The following is a 25,256-nucleotide window of genomic DNA, read 5'->3' as shown; positions in this document are numbered from 1 at the left end:
CATTTATGAAACATCGTTATTTACCAATGACGGAGCAAGATCAAAAAGAAATGTTAGACGTAATCGGTGTATCCTCAGTTGATGAATTATTCGGGGATATTCCTGAGAAAGTCCGTTTTAAAGGCCTTTATGATATTAAGGAAGCAAAATCAGAATCTGCTTTATTAAAAGAATTAATAGCACTCTCTGCAAAAAATAAGGACACAAATGCTAATGTATCGTTTTTAGGTGCAGGTGTTTACAATCACTATAAACCAGTAATCGTGGACCATGTCATTTCTCGTTCAGAGTTCTATACAGCGTACACACCTTATCAACCAGAGATTTCACAAGGTGAGCTACAAGCAATCTTTGAATTCCAAACGATGATTGCCGAGCTAACTGGCATGGATCTTGCAAACTCTTCTATGTATGACGGTGGTACAGCATTAGCAGAAGCAGGTATGCTAGCAGCAGGTCATACGCGTCGTAAGAAAATATTAGTGTCTGAAGCAGTGCACCCAGAATATCGCGATGTTGTTGCTACATATGCCTATGGTCAATCCATTGAAATCGTGACAATCCCACAAAAAGATGGTGTGACAGATGTCGAAGCATTAAAAGAGTTAATCGATGACAACACAGCAGCTGTTATTGCTCAATATCCAAACTTCTTCGGTCAAGTGGAGGATATTCAAGTTATTAGTGATATTGCACATGAAGCGAAAAGCTTATTTGTTGTTTCTTCTAACCCACTTTCATTAGGCATTTTAACGCCTCCTGGTAAGCTAGGTGCTGATATTTGTGTAGGGGATGCGCAAGTATTCGGTATCTCTGAAGCATTTGGTGGGCCACACTGTGGTTTCTTTGCAGTGACAACGAAATTAATGCGTAAAGTGCCAGGTCGTCTTGTTGGTGAAACAGTGGATGGTGAAGGGCGCCGTGGTTATGTATTAACATTACAAGCACGTGAACAACATATCCGTCGTGATAAAGCAACATCTAATATTTGTTCGAACCAAGCACTTTTAGCACTTGCTGCATCTGTAGCGATGACAGCTTTAGGTAAACAAGGTATTCGTGAAATGGCTACGCAAAATATTGCCAAAACACGTTATGCAAAAAATGCCTTTGAAGCAGCTGGCTTTACAGTAGCATTCCAAGGTGCACACTTTAACGAGATCGTTGTGAAAACGAATAAATGTGTGAAGGAAATCAATAAAGGCTTAATCGAAAAGGGTATAATCGGTGGATATCCTCTAGGGCAAAATTATGACTCTCTGAAAAATCATGTGCTTATTGCAGTAACTGAATTACGCACAAAAGAAGAAATTGATGCACTTGTTGCAGAAATGGGGGCTCTTAATGCATAACGAAAATCAATCACTCATTTTTGAAATTTCAAAAGAAGGTCGCGTTGGCTATAGCTTAGAAGCACTTGATGTACCTGAAGTAGACCTAGCAGATTTACTGCCTGCAAGCTTAGTTCGTACGGAAGCTGCAGAGTTACCTGAAGTGTCTGAGCTTGATATTATGCGTCATTACACAGCACTTTCTCGTAGAAACCATGGGGTAGACTCTGGCTTCTATCCACTCGGCTCTTGTACGATGAAATATAATCCAAAAATTAATGAAGCAGTTGCACGTCTTTCAGGCTTCGCGAATGTTCACCCATTACAGGATGAATCGACAGTACAAGGTGCGATGGAGCTTCTCTATGATTTACAAACTTCTTTAGTAGAAATTACAGGAATGGATGAAGTAACATTACAACCAGCAGCAGGTGCCCATGGTGAATGGACAGCATTAATGATGATTCGCGCATTCCATGAGGCAAATGGTGAAGGTCACCGTAACAAAGTTATTGTTCCTGACTCAGCTCACGGTACAAATCCAGCCTCAGCAACAGTAGCAGGCTTTGAAACAATCACTGTGAAATCCGATGAAAATGGCTTAGTTGATATCGAAGACCTTCGTAAAGTCGTTGGTGCTGATACAGCTGCATTAATGCTAACAAACCCGAATACACTCGGTCTATTTGAAGAAAACATTATTGAAATGGCGGAGCTTATTCACTCTGTAGGCGGGAAAGTTTACTATGATGGCGCGAACTTAAATGCCGTTATGAGTAAAGCACGTCCTGGCGATATGGGCTTTGACTGCGTGCATTTAAACTTGCATAAAACATTTACAGGCCCACATGGTGGCGGTGGTCCAGGTTCTGGTCCAGTAGGCGTAAAAGCAGATTTAATTCCATTCCTACCAAAACCAGTACTAGTGAGAACAGAAGAAGGCACATACCACTTCGACTACGATCGTCCACAATCAATTGGACGTGTAAAACCTTACTATGGTAACTTTGGTATCAATGTTCGTGCTTATACGTACATTCGTACAATGGGTCCAGATGGCTTAAAAGCTGTTACAGAATACGCTGTATTAAACGCAAACTATATGATGCGTCGTTTAGAGCCATTCTTTGATTTACCATATAACCGTCACTGCAAACATGAATTTGTCTTATCAGGTCGTCGTCAAAAGAAATTGGGCGTTCGCACATTAGATATTGCAAAACGTCTGTTAGACTTTGGCTACCATCCACCAACAACCTACTTCCCATTAAACGTGGAAGAGGCATTAATGATCGAGCCAACAGAAACAGAATCAAAAGAAACATTAGATGCATTCTGTGATGTGATGATTCAAATTGCGAAAGAAGCAGAAGAAAACCCATCTATCGTGCAAGAAGCACCACATACAACTGTCGTATCCCGTCTTGATGAAACACGCGCTGCTCGTACACCAGTACTGCGCTATCAAAAAGCATAATCCACAAAAAACCGTTCACTTCATATTGAACGGTTTTTTGTTTGCGCACTTTAGGCTAGTACAAACTATACATAAAAATATAGTAATTGATATAATTACATTAATTTGTATATTCGATTTTTGAAGGGAGATTAAAATGCAGGCAGCAATATTTGAATTGAGCTTACCAATAAACAGTCTATTACATAATACATATAAAATAACGCAAGTTCTTGCCACTAGTAAATTATCCTTTGTGTATATGTCTGAACATATAAATACTGGAGAGCAACTAATCATTAAGGAATTTTTCCCAATGGAAATAGCGTTACGAGATTTGGATAACAAATCAGTAATCAATCGTGTACCCTCAACAAAGGAAAAATTTCAGGAATTAAAGGAAAGATTTCTAAGTGAAGCATTCATGATCCAACAATTGAACCATCAAAATATTGTTAAGTATAGACATCATTTTATTGAAAATGGTTCTATATATATGATTACAGATTATTATGAAGGGATATTACTGGACCAATATATACATAAATATGCTATTCACGAAAGGCATCATCTATATGAAGAAGTATTCCTTCCCTTAATTGATGCCATCTCGTATTTACATAGTAAAGGCATTATTCATCGGGATATAAAGCCGAATAATATTATAATTGATGCACAAGGGAAACCTTGCTTATTAGATTTCGGTTCAGCAATTTATTATAAAACGGTGGAAAAATATCCAATATTTACTACACCAGGATACTCACCTATTGAGCAGTATTCCGTTAAAGGAGAGCAAGGCATTTATACAGATATTTATAGTTTGATGGCAACTTTATACTTCGCATTAACAAACGAAGTCCCACTAGATGTTTCACAAAGAGTAATCGAGGATAAACTTACAAATGTGAGAAAATATAATAGAAAAGTGAGCATTCCTATGTCATTGACTATTTTATGGGGCTTGCAAGTGCAGCATAAAAAAAGATGTTCTTCCCTTTCTTTTATTAAATACATGATTATTTTGGAAAGAAAATTCAAATGTATAAAGAACTATTTTAAATAAATTAATTCTAAAAGACCAAAATTACTATATTTTTAATACTTTTTACTCATTTTAGTCTTAAAAGTATGATATTCAAAAGAACAACTTAGGGCCTAATAGCAATCGGACCTTTAGTTGTTTTTTTTATAAAAAAATAGGATTTATCCACTATTTCCCTAAAAAATATCATAATTATTACCATGTAATATTTTTAATAAACTGTCCTTAAAATGTTTTTGCTTACAATATATTCTATAGAAAATATTGACATTGATTTTAGGTATTGTATAGTTACTTTTGTGATACATAAAACCATTAGTGAATTTTGTATAAAAAATGCATAAAGTTGAATTAGAGCTTCTCGTACATAGCTTAGTACATTATTGTTTTTATTGTAAAATTTTATCTTAAATGTATATATCGACTTAATTTAAGTGTCTAAATGTTCTTTTAAGATGCTCGATTCAAGTAGTTATACAATTCTAATTCTGTATTTTTTACGCACTAATGTTTATGCTTACTCGAAATTCGTTATCTAAAGGAGGGATGGCTGTAGTAATATACAGCCAAATGAATGGAGATTATTAGTCAAACGAACAGAACAATGCTCTTTGAAGAAATAAACCCAGAGAAATTGGATTTAATTACGCTTGTTGGCGATGTAAAAGGAATCGACAGTCTAAGTGATGAAAAGATCAAAGAAATTAGTCAACATCTTCTTGTAAAAAGCTTCGACGAATTTTTAGATAAGTTTTCACCTACTGTGTATTCATTTTATAACGCGGCAAATCAAAAGGTTATGTATACCTTGAAAAAGCCTGAAGGAATTCAAGATGATTGTATATCTGAAATAGCAATCGACCAAAATAACGATTTTTTAAAGATGCTATTTACGCTCATTGATACAAAAAGAAGTCAGGGCATCACGAATGTAGATTTTAAATTTGAAAATTTACTAGACATGATTTCTCCTAAAAAAGTCATGGATGATATTCGCCAAGTTCGTAAGGAAATTCATTACCTATACAGTGAGTATGACAAGCTGGATGAGGGAGATCCGAAAAAATTAGATACTGGTGACAAGCTAAATCTTATGTTTGAAGTAGCTAGTAGAAACTACAACAATGTAATGGCGATGCTGCCTTTAGCAATTGAAGATATTAAAACAAGATTATTATTAGGTGCTAGTCAAGATGAGGATGAGTCCGAAAAATTACAAATAGGTACGCTTACTATTGGTGATAATGGTGAATTGAAAATTATTGAGGCACCTCAAACGAATAGTTCAGAACTGATGGTCATTGAAGAAAATAGTAATTACGGCTTGAGTACAGTTTTCGAAGAAGACTATGAGGCTATTACAGAATCTCCGTCTTCCTATGTAAAAGATTTAGTTGTGAGAACGTTCTCACCTCTACCAGCTATAAAAGCCGAATTTGATGTTGAAACAGAAGTTCAAAATTACAATACATACCTGGAGTTCTATAAGGATGCAAAGGATGAATTTGTAAAAACAGTCAAGCCTTTAGTCGAAAAGCTATTAGGTGTCAAAATGTACTTCGATCAATATGCTACGAAAAATAAAGGTATGCAGCCGTCATTATTAGTGACAAACACGAAGCTTGATATGCTTGTGAAAAGTAATAATCTACCAAGATTACGCACGTATTTAAATACGGTTAACGCTAAAAATGATTTTACAGATACTGTATGGTATGGCATTGTACCTGCTCTAGAATTAGAATCTTCTGGAAAAATGAAAGTTAGCCGATCAAGATTCAAAGGGAATGAAAAGGTTACAAAGCAAGAGGGTAACACAATGGAATCTTTATCAATCCTCTTAGATACGGTAAAAGATTACAAGGTTCAAATTTTCTTTAACTTTATGGCTGAAGAAGAAACTACCTTCAACGGCATCGCAACTGCTGGGATTGATCGCCTGATCGATAAATGCTCGGTTCTTGTCAGAAAAGAATTTAGTGAGTTCGCGATACCATGCCTACCAAACTTTACGATTATTCCAAAAGATAAATCAGGCGTAGTTATTGATACGAGAATGCATACTACCGAAAATGGAGCTCGTCTATCGAAAGAAAAGGAAGATATTTTAAAGCTTTGGATAGAAGGCGTTTATGTAGGTGCTAGCTATGTAGCAGCAGGTATCGTTTCCGCCTACCAATGCCCAGAGTATTTAAAGGAATCATTTAAAAATGTAAAACGTAATTACCCTGGAGTTCGATTTGATATTGAAGCCGGAGACAACTCACTTAGAGCTGTAACTACGATGGCGAAGGAAATTTCAGGTTTTACGAATAATATTAAAGACGCTATTAACAGCAGAAGCTTCGGTTTTGTATTCTCTTCCGAAAATGCCCAACTACAGGATAAAGATATTAGACGTATTACTGTTTATAAAGCAAGAAGTCTAGCAATGGAAGAAGATGGATTCGATTCAATCTATAAAACGCAAGTTAGTACGTATATTGAAAGAATACTTCGATTCCAATCTGGTGACTTTAAGCACGAGAATATCGTTCGCTTCTTTAGTAATAATCCAAGTAGTCAAAAAAGTAAGTGGCTGAATGATAAAGGTCATGTAAACTCTATCATTCATGACGGAGATGATATTGGCTACATCATTGATGAGAAAACAAGCTTATGTCAGATCGATCTTGTATTTAACGGTAATGTTAAAAATCTTGAGGTCACGATTACTAAAGGGACAAGTGCTGTTAAAGCCTAACAATTTATTTATCACCATTTTCAATTATTTAAGTAGGGTGTTTAAGATTTATCATTCATAAATCTTTTAACATAAATATGAATCGAACGACTAATTGCTAAAATGAAAAATATTACATATTTCATCGTGTCGGTATGAAACATGGCACTGTGAAATGAATAGCTGTACTTAAATTTATTTCATTAGAACAGTCAGAAGTTACGATTCAACAAAATTTAGGAGGTACTAAAAATGGGTTTTGTATTAAAAGTAGAAGGATCAGAAGCAATTGAATTAGGGTTAGAAAGCATCATGACTGTCGAATACGAGACAGATACACCGAATGATTCTAACGCGCGCTCTACAGATGTTGGGGCAACTTTAAAAGTAAAAGGTAAAATTTTAACTGCCACTGATGGTGATAATTCTGATGATACGATGAAATTAGGATTATGGTCATTAGTACCAGCTGAAAAAGCTGATTGCTACCGCAAAGTGACACTTGAAGTGATCTCAGCTGATCAAGTAGTAAGAAAAATTCATTTCCCAAATGCTTTCGTTGTGGACTATACAGAAAGATATGGTGACACTGAAGGTATTGGTGAGTTCTTCTTATTTATTAAGCAAAAGAAAGACAAAACAGAATTGGCAAAAATCGAAGGCGGCTACGCTGTCTAAGATTGCAGCACGATAAAACACTACTATATCTAAGGAACTTTTATAGTTCCTTAGATTATTTTTAATAATCCTAAATTGGGGTTGAAAACATGAAAACGCATTATGAAACATTGGGTATAGACCGAAATGCAACACAAGAGCAAATAAAATTAGCTTATCGAAAGCTTTCCAAAAAGCATCACCCTGATGTGAGTGGTGGAAATCAAGAGTCAGAGAAAATTTTTTTAGAGGTTCAAGAGGCATATAAGGTGCTTAAAGATCCAGCGCTGAAAGAGACTTACGATGCCCGTCTCGATGGCAAAGGTACCAGCTGGCAAAATGAACAACAAAATGAAAAGCATTCAAACGGACATCAGTCTACAGAGAAAAAGCCAGATTTTAATATGAATAATATTGAAAAAAACTTTGAACATTTCTTTGGCTTCAATCCTAAAACAAAGGAGATGTCCTCAACGCTTCATAAAAAAACGAAGAAAAATCCATTGGATACAACGGATTTATTTGAACGTTTTTTTAATAAATAAGCTATGGCAAAAAGAGAGGAGTGTGATTATATGTATGAGCCATTTTCAGCTGAAGCTTACAGTGGAAATACACGAAAAAAAATGTTTATAAAAATTATCGATATCATTATTGTCACAATCGCCTTCTTTTTCATTTTATATGTTTTTGTAATGAATCAGGATGTCCTTTTGAAATTCGTTATTGGGACGGTAATAGTCATACTCGCCATTATATATGTATCGCTTAAATACGAAGCAAAGGCAATCACTCAAGTGATGGCTAAGAAGGACATTTCAAAGCTTGTTCTTCTTAATGAACGTGGAGTAGAAATAGATGAATGGGAACTTGGCGATCAAATTTCATTGCTTATTGGAAAAAGTTCAGCTGAACACAAGGCGGATATTGATTTAAGTGGAACAGAGTATGAATCTCTTGTGAATTATGAGCATGCTGTACTAAATTGTGTAGCTGGAATTTGGTATTTAGAGGATATAGATTCGGTTAATGGTGTTGGCTTAAAAAAAGCGAATAAGCGGGTAAAAAATAGATTAAAACATGAGATTCCTTACCCATTAGGTAATGGAGACACAATATACATAGCGAATACGCGAATTTTGGTTAAATAGAGAAAAAAATTCGTAACAAAGATGGGGGATATCAAAATGAGTTTGATTAGATGTACAAATGGTCATATGTTTAGTTCAAGGAGACATCGCAATATTTGTCCTTACTGTAACGTGATGGTGGAACAGGAGCAAAGACAAAATAGTCCTTCCTCACCTGTCATTGAAGCAGATGATAAAACATTGCCTTACTTAGGAGAAATGGATGGGATAGATCCTGTAACAGGATGGTTAGTTTGTATTGAAGGGCCGCAAATGGGTAGAGATTATCGTATCTTATCTGAAAAGAATTTTATAGGTAGAGCAGAAGATATGCATATCCGCATTGCAGGGGACAATTCCATCTCTAAGCGAAATCATGCAGTCATTGTGTATGATCCTAAAAAACGTAATTTTTACTTACTGCCAGGAGATGCATCAGGATTAGCCTATCTAAATAATGAGGCCGTTTATACACCAACGGAATTAGCAGCCTATGATGTGATACAGCTAGGGAGAAGTATATTTTTATTTATTCCACTTTGTGGTGTTCACTTTGAATGGGAAAACAATCAAAGTGAGGAATGATGACATATGGACCAAAAGTTATTGCCGTACATAATTACCTTAATCTTTATCATTGTCCTTATCTTGTTACTGCTAATAAGAAGTATACTTGCTCAAAAAATGGATAAAGGGAAAATTTATATTGGAAATGGTCAAACAATCGGAAGACGTGATGAGCAGGATGATTATTTCTCAACTGCCGAAACGACATATGGCACAATCGCGGTGCTTGCAGATGGAATTAGCGGCTTAGCCAATGGGCGGATGGCTAGCACGATCGCAGTGACAACCTTCATAGAAGAATTTAAAAAGCTTAGTAGCTTAAATAATCTACAAAACTTTTTTAAGGAAGCTGCTATAGCAAGCAATCATATGATTGTGGAAAACTTAAATGGCTCCAATGGAGGAACAACATTAGTCACGGCCGTTATTGATAGTGAAGGCTATCTTCATTGGGGGGCAGTAGGGGATAGTGTTCTCACGATCTTTAGAAATGGTGAATTTCTAAAGATTAACCAAAAACATATTTTTGAGTCAGTTTTAACCGAAAGATATATTTCAGGTGAAATTTCGCAACTTGAGGTTCAGGAAAATCCTCTAAAAAAGAGATTAATCAATTATTTAGGATATGCAGGCTTTAAAAATTTGGATACAGGAAAGAATCCGATTCAGCTAAATAGAGGGGACAAGGTATGTCTTTTTAGTGATGGAATCTATGATGCTTTAACGGAGGTTGAAATGGAAAAAATTCTCTCTCAGCAAGCTCCACCCTATGATTTAGCACAAAGCATGATAAAAGCCGTTGAACAAAAACGCTTAAAAAATCAAGATAATGCTACCATCGTGATTTTAGAAAAAACTTGGTGACGATGAATAGGGAATAGAGAAGGAGGAGACGTATGAGAAAGGAAAATTGCGACTTTAAAACGGGCTTTTTATCTGAAGCAGGGTCCTTTCTGCAAAATAAAGACTATTTTGCCTATACAGAACTTGACGATGTAGCTTGTTGGGTAGCTGTCAAGGGCTTGGATGCAGATCAGGAAATTAGTAGTGCAGAGCTTGCCGTAAAGGCTATATTGGAAAAATTTATGGAAAAGCCAGCTATGTCAAGGAGAGCTATCAATAAATACCTTAGACATGCACAAAATATACTACAAGCGCAAAGCTTACGAGTAAGATTAAAGGCTAGTATTGTCATAGTTGTTTCCGACTACTCAAAAATGATTGTTGGAGTAGCGGGGAATTCGCGACTGTATCACTTCCGCAACGGTACATTAACCTACAAAAGTACAGACCAAAGTTTAGCACAGGAAATAGTAAACAGTCAGAACCGTTCATTAGATATTAGCCAGCATGAAGAAAGAGGGAATTTGTTGAATTATCTAGGTAAACCAAACAAATTTCAACCCTTTGTGTCTAAAAAAATGAAGCTTACTGATGGTGATGTCCTATTACTTTGTACAGCTGGCTTTTGGGGAGATGTCAGTGAGATTGAGATGGCTGACGCTTTGGAAGGTGTCAAAGATTCTGAACAATATACAGATTTGTTGGAAGAAATATTGTTGAGTAGGCAAAGAAAAGTTGTAGAAAATTATACGGTTGCTGCGATATTTGTGAACAAGGTGTATCAAGAAACGAACAAAAACAAGATGAAGTATATAAAAATGATTGCTGCTGCATTAGTTTTAGCCTTGGTTGTAGGTGGCGGCACGATTTTTTATCAAGTAAAACAAGCAAAAAAATTAGCAGAGTTAACAGTCGAGATGAAGGACCATGAAAAGAGTGGAAATGTTTACTTTCAAGACGGAAATTATGATGAAGCTTTACTTGCATATAGTGAGGGAAGAAATGCAGCAAAAAAATTAAAAGATCCTATACATAGAAATTTACTAGCTAGAAAATTAAGAGTGACACAACTAATTATCAATGGTGATAAATCAGCGGAAACTGGAAAATTTACAGAGGCATTAGAACATTATGAAAAAGCTAAAAAAGAGGGCAAACTCATTAATGGATTTGGTAAGGAAGAAGTAGAGCAAAGAATTGCCAACATGGATTCCGTTGTGGAGATTGTTGATGCTATAAAAGATGCAGATTTTCGTTTTGAGGCAGAGGACTACAGTGGGGCTTTAGCCATTTATGAGAAAGCTAGAAAAAAAGCACTCGCCATTTCATTTACTGGAGAGACACAAATTAAAACAAAAATTGAAGATACACAAGAAAAAATAAATGAATTGAAGAAGGCTCAAAAAGAATTAAAGGCAGAAGGGTTAGAAAAAAGTGGGGATCAGAGCTATGCCCGTCAGGAATATGTTCAAGCGATAGAGTCCTATACGCTTGCGCAGGAGATTTATCAAGAAACAGAATTACTGGCAAAAGTTCTTGGATTAGAGAGAAAGATTATGAATGCGAATGATAAATTAAACCCTGTTCCACAGGTTCAACCAGCAGATAATGCACTTCCTAATGAAGCAGAACCTCCAGTAGATGAAGTAACTGATGCCAGTTAGCATTCAAATCCTGAGTCATGAAAGAAGGAAAGTAAATTGTTAAAAGAGCTCATGTTTGAACGTTTACGAAAAATAGAAAATCTAGAGCAACGTCAATTACTAAAGGATATTGTAAGTGGCGTTTTTGTAAATCTAATTGATTATCAAGAAGATATGAACAAAAAGCTTGAAGAACGTATTTTTAATGAAATCGATGATTACGAGAATAGATATGACATTTACACAACGCTTAGTGCCCGAGAAGATGTCGACCCCATTCATGATTGTTTGTTTCCGATATGTCCAACAGATTTGGAAGAGACAAAAATAGACATAGAGAAGCTTCTTGAATCCATTAAAAATAATGAACCTGCCATACTCAAGACATTATTTTTAGAGTGTGATTCTATCGAAATACAGCATTTACTTGCACAGCAACGAATTTTCAATGGTCATCTTGCTACATCGCAGGGATTGGTCGAAATAAAGCTGAGTCTTACCAAAAATAATCGCTATTTGCAAAAAATTAAAGACCTTTATTCAATCTTCCAAAGAAATGGCCTACCTTGGAAAACAATCAATCATCCTTTTGTGAGTAAGTTCATTGATGTCATACTGATAGGCTGTCCACCATTAAATGAGGATGTAGAAATTTTCGAGGTTACGATTGATTTAGAGGAATATGAGCAACAAAAACGATGGAATATGGTTCCGCTTTGGAATGTTCAGCGTCACGAGGTTAAGAATAGCGGTTTTCCATTTCCGGCCATTGATCGAATAAATTATGAGCATGTCTTATCGTTACGAAAAACAGGTACTCAACATGGTTATCTCATTGATGCGGAAGAAGACAATATTAGATATATAAAACGTTCAGATAGCGAATTAACCATTGTTTCACCTCAGGATCAATCAGGAGTATGGCAGCTACTTAAAGTTGCTAAAGTAGAAAAAGAACAAGTAGGTAAATTGACTTATGAACTAGTCTCGAATCGGCGAAATGAACACTTTATGCACAAGCTTTCTAGTAAATATAATGTCAATGTTTCAACAAAAGGAGAAATAATTAGACTGATAAACTCCTTTCAGGCAGCAGACAATCTTGAACTTTTGAGAATAGATATTTTGGAAGGGCATTTAGAGAATCGTCACTTCGTGCATCCATTTTTAAAAGACGCAACAGAAGATGCCAGTCATAAAAAGACGATGCTATTACAATTCCTATCAAAACAAGAGCGAGATTTTATGACGAATGATGTCTTAAGCTTTCTCCTTGCTGAAGTCCAAAGGCATTTCACTGAATATAAATGTGTAGGTAAATGGTTATGAACTATATTTGGGATTTACTTATACAAGCTGAAGAAGAGGGCTTTTTAACAAAGGATATTTACTTTCATCTTGCCAAAATCTATTCACCTTATATGGAGCTTAGTCCACAACTATTAAATTCACAGGCAATAGAGCAACATGTGGAAGTAAACCCCTATTATCGGTACTTCGATATTTTTAAAGATCTCTTTCATCCTGATCATACGACTGATGAAGCATTTAGAGACGCTTTATTAGATATTACATTGCATTTTTTAGCTGAAATTGATCGAATGCAAGGCTTGAATAAAAAGGAATATTATATTCGCTTTATGCTGAGAGACATTGAAGCAAATGTATTTGGAAAACTGGTTCGCGATAAAATCAAATCTTTTTCAAAGAAAGAGCAAGAGATTATTGCGCTTAATATGCTCAGACTCTATCAAACAGGAGAAGCATTATATCTGATAAAGGACACGCTGAAAAATATATTTAGAAATTGTTTTATTTATGTGAAATCAGAGGAAAATGATGAATTACTGCTTTACATTCATCAAAAAAAGACAATAGAAAATATCAATAAAGTTCAGCTAATCCAAGAAATCTTTTTACCTATTGGCTTTCAGATGGAGGTTTACTGGCAATACCATTTTGGCATCATTGACGTAGAAGAGACGATGATGCTAGATCGAATAGCTCTTTATTAAAAAGTGGGGAGGGGTATAAATTGACGACTAAATATTCATATAAGCTTTATGCGAATAAGCGTTATACAGAAAAGAAATATATGACCTATACACGTGTAGAGTTGATGGAGATGACCACTTTTCAGCTTAGAAATATTTGTTATAAAGAAAAGCTCATAACAGGTTTAATTAATACGCTAACTAGGGACGAATTAATCGAGAAGATTTTAAGATACCGTGGAGCTGAAGAACATCTATTGATTAAAGAAAATCAAGATGGGGGCTTTGAAAGAGTCGAGGAGGCACTGCAAAAGTATTTAAAAACACCACTTTCAGATAATGGTGATATTAAAATACCTGCCAAAATGAATCTCTATAAAGGCATGAAAATAGATAAGCCAGATCAATACCTCATTGAAACAGGTGGCTTTCTTGTAGAATCCAATGTGCTACTAGTAAATGAGCATTTTGAGTTATGTGGCATTCTAAATATCGTAAAAGACGATGAAAAAGCGAATTGCTATTACTTAGTGGCAGATCAAGCGCTAGGAATACGCGAGACAAAGAATAAGAACTATAGCTTTATTTTTTTGCGAAAGCAAGACTCAGAGTACATTTATAAAACATATTATCAGGAGACGCCACTCCCACCAACAAATCTACATTACTACAAAGTGCCAATACCAGATTTAGAGATGAAACAATTAGAGACAACCAATGCCATTCTTGCCATTGATTTTGGCACAACTAATACAACAGCTGGTGTATTTTTGGATAGCGATTATGTCTCATCACCTTGTAGCCATGATCTTTTAAATAAGAGAATTACACTCAATAGCATCAATTTTGTACAATTCCCAGACCCACTACACCAAAATGAATGGATTGAAGTTGTACCTACAGTGGTTGCGGTTGCAGATTGCTCAAACGCTGATCACATAAACTATCATTTCGGCTATGAAGCCTTGAAGGTTATGAAAAAAAATAGCTATACATCATTAGCGACTAAATTTCAGGGCATCAAACGTTGGGTTAGTAATTATGCAAAATTGGAGGAAATAATGGATGCGAATGGGAATACAGCGGTTATCCCACGCAGTCAAATCCTAAGAGAATTTTTACTCTATATCATTCAAATGGCTGAGCATCAATTTAAATGTCGCTTTAAACATTTGCATATTTCAAGCCCTGTTAAGCTGAAAACTCAATTTTTAGATATGTTTCATGCCATTTTACCTGAATATCAAATTGAAATTGAGCATGCTCTCGATGAAGGAATGGCAGTGCTCTATAATACGATAGCCAATCAAATAGAGAATCAGAGCTTTATGGATGGCAAGGAATACAAGGCTCTAGTAATTGATTGTGGAGGGGGAACAACAGACCTCTCATCCTGTAAGTTTCGAATAGAGGACGGACATATTTCCTACAAAATTGATATTCATACAACCTATGAAAATGGGGATACCAATTTTGGTGGTAATAATATTACGTATCGAATTTTTCAATTTATGAAAATTGTCTTTGCGAATTATTATAGTCGTGGGAAAAATGCCTATGACATCGATGCGTTAATTGATATTCCAGGGAAGGATATTTATCGGTATGTGGATGATTATGGCGTCGAGGCGGTTTACAAGCAATTTGAAAAGGCATTTGAGGATGCTGAGTCTATTATCCCTACACGTTTTAAAGAATATGAAAATCATACGCGTGATGAGTATTTAAGGGTTCGTAATAATCATTATTTCTTATGGGAAATGGCCGAGGAAATGAAGAAAGAATTTTTCCGAAAAACCGGTATTCTTAGGAGTCGCTTTTACTCAGAAAGCGATATACAGCAAGATAGTGATTTGAATATCACAACGGTAGATCGCTGGTGTTTATCCCTATTAGAAAACCACCAATTTAAAGATGTTTATGACTATCCAAACGTTTATTTCAATATTAAAGAAATTAACCACCTAATCAAGGCGGATATTTATGATATTGTACGAGAGTTTTTAGAAGGTTTTTATGAAAGTGGCATGCTTGGGGAATATTCCATTATTAAGCTGACAGGACAATCCTGTAGAATTGACGCTTTTCGAGAGGCTTTAAAGGAATTTGTACCAGGTCGTAGCATTGAATTTAGACAAAAGGCTGAAAACGTTGGAAAAGTGCCAGAATTAAAGCTCGCTTGTTTAAGAGGCGCATTGCGCTACTTAAATGCGAAAAAAATTGGCATGATCGAAACGGAAGTAACAAATGCTGCACCTATTGTACCGTATACGGTTAGTGCATTTACTCATAATCGTCAGGAAAAGCTTCTGATTAGTAGTCTAGAGAGACTGAATCAAATTCATGGAACTATCTCCCGTCCATGGGGCGTCACAGAGGTTGAATTTTTCCTAACTGGAAGCGATCCTCAAGCAGCACATAAGTATACTTATATTAATCGTCAAGAGGATTTTGTCCCTGTGCTATATGAAAGTATTGCATCGAATTATTTTGATAAAATTCCACAGGACGAAACAGATTCAATCGTCAATGGCGAGGTTAAATTCTTTGTCTTTGCAGGAGAGGATCATTGGGGCTTCCATGTCGTGCCAGTGGCTAGGAAAGAGGAGCAGCTATTGATCGGGAACAAGGAATTCTTTGCCTTTGAAACAGATTTATCAGAGCTAGATTTCTTTGATGGATTAAAGTAAGTAGGCATCTGCCAAAAAATAAAAGAGGTGAGTGACAGATGTTTACCAATCAATATCCACATTTTCAAAAAGGCAGAATTTTAAAAAGAGAAATGCTGGAGAACTTGCGCGATTATCCAAGGGAATTTTTAGATTTATATTTCCAGGATTATTCAAATGGCATTATAGCAGGTGTCAATATTACGATTGCAGATACTATTATCCATATTACAAAAGGGATCGTTAAACATAATAATAGGCTTTATCTACTGCCTAATAGCTATGAAGTTCCATATGAGGCAACAGGGCAAGAAACCGTTATAAAAATAAAGTTTGCTGAAGCAGTGAATACATTAGATTTCACGGATTTTACAGCCACTATTTTTCTCGATGAGTCTCTGGATATTGCCCTAAACGAATTAGAAATAGCTCGCTTTAAATTAAAGGCTGGAGCAAGGCTGCGATCCGAGCCAAATAATTTTTTAGATTTTGCCACGGAATACAATACAGTGAATTATCTGCACTGTCAGTATGCAGGTATACAAGAAAGCACATACCACCCTAAAGTTTTACAGTTTTACGCAAAGGAATTATTAAAAAATCGCCCAACCAATGTATATGATATTACCTTTGCTTTTGAGTGTTTGAATCAGGAGCGGGTACAGCGGGATGTCATTGAAATGTATATTTGCAATCGATTAGAGTTAGAATTTCAAGCGTTTTCCAATAGTCAAATTCATAAATATTTGTACCGTATATTATCTGAATCAAAGAACGGTGGTCGTCGAGTAGGACATAGTCCAGACCGACCAAAGCGTATGATAGTCGATTAACTAAAATTCAGTTGGTGAACAACGTTTAAGAAACGGAAGGTGAGTGGGATGAAATTTTTAGATGAAAAGATTATTGCACTTAGAAATGAAATGAGAGAGCAGGAGCAACATGAGTTAGCTCAGCAAGAAGCAGCATTAAAAAGAGAGCAGGAGCCAGAGCAAGCCTCTGAGCAGGAGGAACAAGAACTACCAAAAGTAAATATCTATCAAGCTTACATATTAATTGATGATGAAAAGGTGGAGGTGATGGGGCAATCATTTTTGGATGGCAAAATGTCGATTCGTATGCCAAATCTATTTTCCGAGATGTCTACTGAATTAGCATCATTAAAGTACCCATCAGAGCGTAGACCTAATCTTATTTATACAGATGAGTCCTCCACGATTAATCTTGCCTTCAACTTAACTCCACATCGATTAACGGAGGAGGGAGTTGCTGCTTTTCAAGAAAATATGATTGACATCCTTGAACAAGCACAGCCTTCAGCAGATTGGCTAGACACGGATGTCCTAACGATTGACGAAAAGTCAGTTGGCTTTTTAGAGATCATTACACCAGCTATTGATGGCGATATTTTTAATTTAATGTTCTTTGTCTCTATCGAAGGACAAGCTCTTATTGGAACCTTTAATTGTATGGAGGATGACCTTGAAACTTGGCGTCCGATTGCGAGGGCCATGATGGAATCCTTACAATTTGCTTCAAATAGCAGGAATGGAGGTGCAGTGCTATGAGTGGGGTAGTGACAGCCTATCATAATATACAAATTAAACCTTTTGAGCTTATTAGTATCCAAGATCTTACCCTTGTAAAAAAAATGAACGAACATGCTACATTACATTTTACTGGTATTGTACCTGAAGAGGCTAGAGATACATATGTAGAAATGACTGAGGTACGATCTGCCATTGAGGTAAATCAGCTTAGTCATCTTGGTACACCTACTCCACTTTTTAAAGGTGTTATTTTAGATGTCAAGGTAAGTTCCGTTCGCGGCATTTATTATATTGAGGTAGAGGCTGCCTCTAACACCTATCAGCTAGACATTAAAAAGAAAAATCGCTCCTATCAGGATAAGGAAATGACCTACTCGTCTCTTTTTAAACTGATGAAACCCTCTTATCCTGGCCTAGATATTATAGATGAAGCTACAAAGGGAGGAAAATTAGGGAAATTTACCCTCCAATATTTTGAAACGGATTGGCAATTCTTAAAGAGGCTTGCTTCACGCTTTCATACTGGGCTAGTTCCTGCTGTAACCTTCGATAAGCCAAAGTTTTATTTTGGTGTGCCCACTGGTAGAGCTAAAGGCAAGCTAGAAGATTATCATTATACGACCCGAAAAAAACTAGCAGATTACCTAGTATATACAGAGAATGGTAATGAAGGCATGGGAGAGCATGATTTCCTCTACTATGAGGTTGAAACCGATAAAGTACTGGAGATAGGAGATCATGTCACATTTCATAAACAAACCCTATTTGTTTATGAAGCATTTACAACCATGAAGGATGGATTGCTGAAACATTGCTATACACTTTCAACGAAAAATGGCATGAATAAAAGTGAAATATTTAACAATGCAATCTCAGGATTGTCACTTGAAGGAAAAGTGTTAGAAGTCGCAAAAGATCATATTAAGGTGCATTTAGCTATTGATGATAAGCAGGATAAAGGAAAGGCGCATTGGTTTCTTTATGCTACAGGCTATACAGCTGAGGGACATAGTGGATGGTATTGTATGCCTGAAATTAATGACTTTGTTCACGTTTATTTCCCTTCACATCGTGAGGAAGAAGGAATATCTAGTAGCTCTATAAGAAAAAATTTAGATACATCGGCAACTAACAAGCTCGATGATCCTTCAACGAAATATTATCGTACAGCCTTTGGTAAAGAAATTAAAATGAGCCCAACTGAAATTGTTATTACCGCACAAGATGGCGATATTTTTATTCGATTAAATGAAGCAAATGGTATTGAAATATTTAGTAAAAAAGAGATTAAACTCATCTCAGAGGCAGATATTACTGTTAACGCCAGTAAGAAAATCCTTTTGTCTGCAGAAGAAGAAATTTCTTTACAATGCAAAGAAAGTAAAATCGCAATGAATGGTAGTGTGCAAATTTTTGGGAAAGAAGTAAAGGCAAATTAGCATGTTTCTCTCGAAAGAAAAGGAAGGAGTCTTATATGCAGACACAGGGAGTTTTACAGCATTTTTATGAAGTAGAAGTAGAAAAAAGAAGGTTAAAATATCTCTTGATGCTTGAGGATTTTTTCCAAGCCTCCAAGGATAAGCTTGCCGAGGATTTTAAGACGTCTTTTCAAAAAATATGTCAGCAACTAGGAGAACAGCAATCGCTACAACAAAAAGGACCGATTGCACACATCACATTTTCGATGCTACGAACAGAGCTATTGGAGAAGAATCCCCATTATTTAGTAGAAGCTACGGATGAGGAATGGTTTTTTGATCTTCATCCACTTTTAACTACGTATGATGCTGGCTGGGCTCACCATTTTTTAGAGCAGTATATCCAAGAATTAAGTTTATATAGTAAAACTTTCATGGGTGCTATTACCCAAGCAGATATGGAGCGTATAAAGCTTCAGGATGCCCACCATTTTCATCAATATGTCTTGAGCCTTGCTAGATATGCGCTACCTGACATTATAAGATGTCCAGAATATTTAGCTTTGGAGCGGGATGTGGCTGTTGAAATACGTGTAGGTGAGTTTATGGATATAAATGAGGTAGTGTATAGCGAGGATTTCGCATCGAAGGATAGTGAAGAGATAAAAGCATGGCTAGAAGAAAAAGTAGAGGGTGAATATCCATATGAGGTATTTAGCCATTTGAATTTAGCTGATGGCAATTATAGTGATTTAGATATTCGCTATGCCTTTTTCCAGAAAACGAATTTAACAAACTGTCGTCTGCGTGATTGTCTGCTGATTGGTGCTAATTTTCGGGAAAGTCGGCTGATTGGTACTGATTTGAGTTTTAGTTCAATCCATGAGGCAGATTTTAGTAATAGTCAATTGCAGGATGCAAATTTCCAACAGGTTCAAGGAGCGTGTGGCCTTCTAGATCCTCAAAAGTGGGAAGTACCCGGTTATTTGCCAGTCAGCTTTAAAAATGCGAATTTAGAAGGTGCTAATTTTGAGCTAGCAAATTTACGAGGAGCCTGCTTTATTGGAGCAAATGTAAAAAATACGAATTTTGCAGGAGCCAATCTAGAAAAGACTATTTTCTCTATTGAGGCAAAGGAATATTTAAAGCTAGACCCATTTCAAACAGCAAGTATTATTTGGAAGTAGATGTGTGAAAAGGAGACTCAAAGATGAACTATTTTATTTTATCTCAGGATGAGCGAATTTCAAATGCTGTTGAACCAGTTGGTATAGCTCAAGTGATTAAAAAAGAGTTATTAACATTGGATAGAATGGAAGAATTAGAGGGACTAGAACGCCAATTTCCAGTACTGGAAAAGAACGATATGCTGTATATCGATTTTATAGAAAAGCCAATAGCGCTCTTTTCGGATGCTGTTAAACAGTTAGTGGAAAAATATGTGCCAAATATGTTATTTAAAGCTGTCGTGCTCACGGATATGCCTAAATCAATGCAAACGTTGTACTGGCTAGTGATTCCACCAAAAGTTCCTTGTCTTTCATCCCAGTCAGAATTTCATCTAGATGGAACGTTGAAGAAGCTTATTATAGACGAAGCAATGGCGGCCCCTTATTCCTGCTTTCAAATAGAGGGCATTAAAGAAAATTATATCGTGATCAATATTGAATTAGCAGAGAGCATTCTTCGCAGAGCCTTTCAGGGGATACGATTACACAAGGTACAAACCTCCGGAAGATGGCATGAGATACTTCCTATTAAATAAATAGAATCGGCGGGGACTTATTCATGACATTATTAGTGGTAGATTATGGGTCAGATAAAGGTGAACATAGTGAGAAAAGGATTTTTTAGATAGAGCTATTTGAAAAAGGTCAAGAAGTGCAAAAGAAAATGAGGATTTTCAAATAAGGCGTCGATTTTACATGCTTGTAGCTGACTCTGTTTATCTAAACATATCGCACAAATCTTATGTATGGAAAGGATGGTTTTTCTATGTCAGAAGAAATGCAGACAAAGGGCGGCGATCAACGCAGCTATGTTGTAGCTGGTGCTAAATTATCCTGCTCGCAGGGAGATCAAACGAGTATCTTAAAAATGCCCGTTAGTCATGGCGTATATACGAAAAATAAAGCCCAAATGAATACGATGGATTATAAGCCTAATATCAATATTCAACCATTTGGCTTATGTCAAACATTAGCTAATCCTATCGTTGCAGCTGCCACAGCCGCCAATAACGGTGTCTTAAAGCCAATGCCCTGTACACCTGTCATCACGATGCCCTGGATTAATGGGAAGGATGATCAATTAATTGAAAATCACCCAGCGTTAAGTAGTCAATCGATTAATATGTGTATGTATTGTGGAACGATAAAAGTAGAAGATGATGGGCAAGAATAAGCCATTGTCCCTTGAGGAAAGAAGGGAATTCATGTGAACACATACGAGGAAGTAATCGGATACGGCGAGCTTGAACTCGTATCCCCCTATGAAATCCAGACGTTGCATAATCTCACGTTGACCCAAACAGTGAATGATCATGCAAGGTTATCCATAACAGGATTTATCCCTGCTGAAAAGAAAGATAGTTGTATGCAGCTTGCCAGTACAACAGATAAGATAGAGCTCTATCAAAAACGTAAAGGACAACGACTGCATGCACTTTTTAAAGGACAGGTAACAGAAATGGCTGTTCGAATGGAAAGGGGAGTATATCAAATTGAACTAGAGGCTGTTTCATCTACATTCACCATGGATTGTAAACAAAAATATCGCTCCTTCCAACATAATCAGATGACTTATCAGGCTATGTTAAAAAAGGTACTAGAAGATTATTCTGGTGCAGATGTTATTGATACTGTGTTGAAGGCTACTCCTCTCAAGCAATTTATATTACAATATAAGGAGACGGATTGGCAATTTTTACAACGTATGGCTTCCCATTTTCGTACCGTGTTAGTTGCAGCAGTGGATGCTGATAAACCAAAGTTTTGGTTTGGACTACCTGAAGGGCGAATGGAAAAGCTGTCGGCGGCAAATTATACGATCTTAAAGGATCGCTCTAAGTTTTTACATAGTAAGCATAATGACATCGAGCGGCCAATGGAGGAACGAGATACAGTCGCCTATGTGATAGATTCTAGAAAAATATTGAAGCTCGGTGACCGTGTTCAGCTCCAAGGTAAGAAGCTTGTAGTAGCCAAGTCCATCGCCCAGATGAAGCAAGGTATCCTTACTTATGAATATCATTTGTTGTTTGAAAAAGGCATACGTCAAGACAGACGAAGTATTCCGTTCCTGCCTGGCACAGCAATTGAAGGTAAGGTTTTAGAGGTCAAAAAAGATCAAGTAAGAGTACATCTTACCATTGATGAGGTGCAAAAGAAGGAAGAAGCTACCTGGTTCCCACTGGCTACGCCTTATACAGCAGAAGGCCATAGCGGATTTTACAGTCCGCCAGAGGTGGGGGACAGTGTCCACCTTGTCTTCCCAACACATCGAGAGGAAGCAGCGATTGTTCGCCACAGTGTACGAAAAGGCGGCGATGCCAACCCAAAAACGGCTGATCCGAAAACGTCATACTGGGGTACGCCAAAAGGGAAGGAAATGAAGCTAGACCCACAGTCCGTGACATTCACCGCCCAGGAGGGAGCCGTTTTTCTTCAGCTCCATCAGGACAGCGGCATTACCGTGCATAGTAAGCCATCCCTACTAGTCAAAGCGAATGGCACAATCACCTTTGCTGGAAAACGTGTGTCCATGAGTGCAGCTGAATCGATGCGTTTCACATGCGGCTCCAGTAGTCTTGTGTTTGATGGCAATACGGATATCCAGGGACAGGTTGTCACGATGGAAGGGTCCATCAAAGCCCCTGTATCAGTCGCTTCGCAGGAAGAAGCAGACCTTGAGTCAGCCCTAGACATGATGGGGATGATCCCTGTTGGTGGGGGTGATGCCTAATGGGTCTATTAGGACTAGCGGGAAGCTTACTGGGGATGATTCCAAAAGTAGGCTCTCCAGGTGGCAAGAAAAAAGGAAAGAGCGGAGGATCAAAAGGAAAAAGCTCCAAGAAATCCTCCAAAAAGAAGGGCTCGACAAAGAAGAAACAACGAAAGTCCAATAAAAAGAAGAAAAAGAAAAAACGCAGGAAGAAAAAGAAGAAGTGGGGTAAATTCTTTACCAAGGCCCGGAAGCTGAAAAATAGTCTATCCAAGAGTAAATTGGTCAAATGGGCGAAGAAGGCCATTAAAAAAGCGGTCCTGACCACGAAAAAGGTGGTACAGAAAACAAAGGCGGCTGTAACGAAAGCCAAGCAACAGGTGAAGACCGCTGTCCAACAGACGAAGCAGGTAGTCAAGGAAAAGGTACTACCGACGCCAGCAACGAAAAAACCAACGAATAATTCAAGTGCAAAAGCAAAAGCTTCGTCAGTGGATAAAAACAGGATAACAAGTGAAGCCGAACTAAAAGCTCTATTAGATGAGCACAGAAAAACGAGAGTCATCGGCAGTGATGGTGAACCAATCACAACGCTTATTGATAAACGCAAGGTTTTAAGTGCAGAATCAACTGCCACTCCAGACGGCTTAGCCCCTTATGTCGTGCTAGGCTCCAAAATGTCATACGCCCTGTTTATTGAGGATTATCTCAAATTGTCTGATGCAAATGCGCCAATAAAAGAAAATTTTGAAGCAGGACTCTCATTAATTAACCCTGTAAGGAAAGTAAAAAAGGGAGAAGAGGCATTAGAATCCATAAAAAATATGGAAAAGGTAATAGAAGAAACCTATGGTCTTGCCAATAATAGCAAAAAGGCAAAGGATGCACAGACAACCCAAAAAGAAATCGATCAACTAGGCGAGTATGTGAAAAAGCTTGATAAGGGTACGAGTAAGGTTGGAGATTTCAGAAATTTGGAAGGGACTTCTATTGATGAAATTATTTCTAGAATTCCAAGTGATGCTAGTAGAAGAGAATTGAAGCCTGTAGAGGGGAAGGTGACTGAAGGTTTTGAGTACAAATGGACCCAAGATGGGAAAACTATGAGGGTGCGAGTTCATGGTCCTGATCCTTCAGCACCACCAGGAAGTAATGCTGCTAAAGGTTGGATTGTAAGAGTTCAAGAAGGAAAAAAATACTTAGATCCTGTAACGGGTGAATACCAGCCTCCTGGAATTTCAAAATCTGATAGTCCTTTTTATAATGAGGATCTTGCTAATCGAACTCATATCCCTATAAAATCTCCTGATTAAAAAAGAGAGAAGAGGAAGGAACATGAAATTAGTTGAAAAAATAAAAAGTATATTATTATTTGATGATAAAGTTGAGAAAGAAAAAAATATTGAAGATATAGGAGATATTTTAGAATACGGATGTTTTGATAGTCCTGAGATAATAGAAGGTATTAATTTACTACTATCGTATATTGCATTGGAAAAGGATAATGCACTGAAAGAAAGTATTCTTCATACAATTCATAACGGTATAGTTTATCAAGACATTGCTTCTGAAATTTCATTGGATCTGTTATTGCCATATCTATCAACTTTTAATGAAGAACATTTAACATATGTTTTGACGTTCCTAGGTTTTTCAGGAAAACAAAAATATGTTACTATCCTAGAGTCGTTTTTAAATCATTCGAGCGAAGAAATAAAAGAAACTGCTAAAGAAGCAATTATTGAAATTGAATATAGAGGTTCTAATGCGGAAAAATAATAATTTATAATCTTTTTCTCGGTAAAGAAGTATGGAAATGGTTACAAAATAAAAGTTTGAACAATGAGTAGAATTTAAGGAATGCACTAAGCTATAAGCAAACTCTATTCACAACTACGCTTCATAAACTTTCAAAAGGTTTATTCCAACTTGAACTATGAGTTAGGAATAAACTTTTTTTGCATAAAGAAATCAAAGGGGAAAATAAAACATGGCAAAAAATATCACAAGCGATAGGGAGGAGGCAACCGTTTTCCTAAGCTGAATCAGGGAAGCGGAGTAGAATTACATAGTAAGCATCTGATTACACTAATATTTTAATGCCACCATTAAATGTGGAAATTGTATGTACTAGAATTTTTATTGATAAAGTATAAGACCTTGACTTGGCTATATTGTCACCATCGAGAAGAAGAAGGAACAATGAAATAAAGATTAAAGAATGGACCCAATGAACAATAATTGTTTGAGAATCGAGACTTCATGAAGGCAGAGCCATCAAGAAGTGCT

At 36.7% G+C, this 25,256-nt stretch carries 22 protein-coding genes; all 22 read left to right on the top strand.

From position 1 onward, the window contains the following. Positions 1-5 precede the first annotated feature (5 nt). The 22 genes from gcvPA to MHI04_RS14250 all read left to right on the top strand — a co-directional run bounded on the left by gcvPA (position 6) and on the right by MHI04_RS14250 (position 24,746). Positions 6-1,352 carry an aminomethyl-transferring glycine dehydrogenase subunit GcvPA gene (gene gcvPA / locus MHI04_RS14355; RefSeq protein WP_340809227.1) on the top strand — a complete coding sequence of 449 codons (1,347 nt, stop codon included), beginning with the start codon at positions 6-8 and terminating at the stop codon, positions 1,350-1,352. After that, positions 1,345-2,808, top strand: a complete 1,464-nt coding sequence (gene gcvPB / locus MHI04_RS14350) for an aminomethyl-transferring glycine dehydrogenase subunit GcvPB (protein WP_089934849.1) — start codon at positions 1,345-1,347, stop codon at positions 2,806-2,808. The genes gcvPA and gcvPB overlap by 8 nt, the downstream gene beginning before the upstream one ends. 136 nt (positions 2,809-2,944) lie before the next feature. Further along, on the top strand, positions 2,945-3,853 hold the full coding sequence (locus MHI04_RS14345) for a serine/threonine-protein kinase (protein ID WP_342534964.1): 909 nt from the start codon (positions 2,945-2,947) through the stop codon (positions 3,851-3,853). A gap of 553 nt (positions 3,854-4,406) precedes the next feature. Continuing rightward, entirely contained in the window at positions 4,407-6,575 is a 2,169-nt protein-coding gene (locus MHI04_RS14340) for a transcriptional regulator (RefSeq protein WP_089934851.1), read from the top strand. A gap of 231 nt (positions 6,576-6,806) precedes the next feature. Next, positions 6,807-7,232 (top strand): hypothetical protein, encoded by a 426-nt coding sequence (locus tag MHI04_RS14335; protein ID WP_036120193.1) that lies wholly within the window; start codon positions 6,807-6,809, stop codon positions 7,230-7,232. A gap of 89 nt (positions 7,233-7,321) precedes the next feature. Beyond that, a complete protein-coding gene (locus MHI04_RS14330) occupies positions 7,322-7,756 on the top strand; it encodes a DnaJ domain-containing protein (RefSeq protein ID WP_036120190.1) in 435 nt (144 codons plus the stop codon). A 30-nt stretch (positions 7,757-7,786) separates the two neighbouring features. Then, a complete protein-coding gene (locus tag MHI04_RS14325) occupies positions 7,787-8,362 on the top strand; it encodes an FHA domain-containing protein (protein WP_036120187.1) in 576 nt (191 codons plus the stop codon). Positions 8,363-8,398: 36 nt separating this feature from the next. Then, positions 8,399-8,926: an FHA domain-containing protein gene (locus tag MHI04_RS14320; protein WP_036120184.1), complete on the top strand. Its 528-nt coding sequence runs from the start codon at positions 8,399-8,401 to the stop codon at positions 8,924-8,926. 6 nt (positions 8,927-8,932) lie between these two features. Then, positions 8,933-9,772, top strand: coding sequence for a protein phosphatase 2C domain-containing protein (locus tag MHI04_RS14315; protein WP_342534963.1), 840 nt, complete (start codon positions 8,933-8,935; stop codon positions 9,770-9,772). Between the two features lie 32 nt (positions 9,773-9,804). Continuing rightward, positions 9,805-11,415, top strand: coding sequence for a serine/threonine protein phosphatase (locus tag MHI04_RS14310; protein WP_342534962.1), 1,611 nt, complete (start codon positions 9,805-9,807; stop codon positions 11,413-11,415). Positions 11,416-11,451: 36 nt separating this feature from the next. Beyond that, positions 11,452-12,723, top strand: coding sequence for a normocyte-binding protein (locus MHI04_RS14305; protein WP_342534961.1), 1,272 nt, complete (start codon positions 11,452-11,454; stop codon positions 12,721-12,723). Further along, complete coding sequence (locus MHI04_RS14300) at positions 12,714-13,409, top strand: hypothetical protein (RefSeq protein WP_036120178.1); 696 nt, start codon at positions 12,714-12,716, stop codon at positions 13,407-13,409. The genes MHI04_RS14305 and MHI04_RS14300 overlap by 10 nt, the downstream gene beginning before the upstream one ends. 80 nt (positions 13,410-13,489) lie before the next feature. After that, on the top strand, positions 13,490-16,078 hold the full coding sequence (locus MHI04_RS14295) for a molecular chaperone (protein ID WP_342535775.1): 2,589 nt from the start codon (positions 13,490-13,492) through the stop codon (positions 16,076-16,078). Between the two features lie 38 nt (positions 16,079-16,116). Beyond that, entirely contained in the window at positions 16,117-16,890 is a 774-nt protein-coding gene (locus tag MHI04_RS14290) for a DNA and RNA helicase (protein WP_342534960.1), read from the top strand. 48 nt (positions 16,891-16,938) lie between these two features. Continuing rightward, positions 16,939-17,625 carry a hypothetical protein gene (locus MHI04_RS14285; protein WP_244504894.1) on the top strand — a complete coding sequence of 229 codons (687 nt, stop codon included), beginning with the start codon at positions 16,939-16,941 and terminating at the stop codon, positions 17,623-17,625. Next, positions 17,622-19,046: a hypothetical protein gene (locus tag MHI04_RS14280; protein ID WP_089934855.1), complete on the top strand. Its 1,425-nt coding sequence runs from the start codon at positions 17,622-17,624 to the stop codon at positions 19,044-19,046. Before MHI04_RS14285 ends, MHI04_RS14280 begins: the two co-directional genes overlap by 4 nt. Positions 19,047-19,081: 35 nt before the next feature. Continuing rightward, positions 19,082-20,212, top strand: coding sequence for a pentapeptide repeat-containing protein (locus tag MHI04_RS14275; protein ID WP_342534959.1), 1,131 nt, complete (start codon positions 19,082-19,084; stop codon positions 20,210-20,212). A gap of 23 nt (positions 20,213-20,235) precedes the next feature. Further along, positions 20,236-20,790 carry a serine protease gene (locus tag MHI04_RS14270; protein WP_271910309.1) on the top strand — a complete coding sequence of 185 codons (555 nt, stop codon included), beginning with the start codon at positions 20,236-20,238 and terminating at the stop codon, positions 20,788-20,790. 230 nt (positions 20,791-21,020) lie between these two features. Then, on the top strand, positions 21,021-21,428 hold the full coding sequence (locus tag MHI04_RS14265) for a DUF4280 domain-containing protein (protein ID WP_089934858.1): 408 nt from the start codon (positions 21,021-21,023) through the stop codon (positions 21,426-21,428). A gap of 33 nt (positions 21,429-21,461) precedes the next feature. Further along, on the top strand, positions 21,462-22,988 hold the full coding sequence (locus tag MHI04_RS14260; RefSeq protein WP_342534958.1) for a contractile injection system protein, VgrG/Pvc8 family: 1,527 nt from the start codon (positions 21,462-21,464) through the stop codon (positions 22,986-22,988). Then, on the top strand, positions 22,988-24,280 hold the full coding sequence (locus tag MHI04_RS14255) for a polymorphic toxin type 30 domain-containing protein (RefSeq protein ID WP_342534957.1): 1,293 nt from the start codon (positions 22,988-22,990) through the stop codon (positions 24,278-24,280). The genes MHI04_RS14260 and MHI04_RS14255 overlap by 1 nt, the downstream gene beginning before the upstream one ends. A 22-nt stretch (positions 24,281-24,302) precedes the next feature. Next, positions 24,303-24,746 carry a hypothetical protein gene (locus MHI04_RS14250; protein ID WP_340811646.1) on the top strand — a complete coding sequence of 148 codons (444 nt, stop codon included), beginning with the start codon at positions 24,303-24,305 and terminating at the stop codon, positions 24,744-24,746. The last annotated feature ends 510 nt before the right edge of the window (positions 24,747-25,256 follow it).

The sequence above is a fragment of the Lysinibacillus sp. FSL K6-1151 genome (genome assembly GCF_038630755.1).
Lineage (GTDB): Bacteria > Bacillota > Bacilli > Bacillales_A > Planococcaceae > Lysinibacillus > Lysinibacillus fusiformis_D.
The sequence above is the reverse complement of the archived record's forward strand: the minus strand, read 5'-3'. Positions and strand labels throughout refer to the sequence as shown.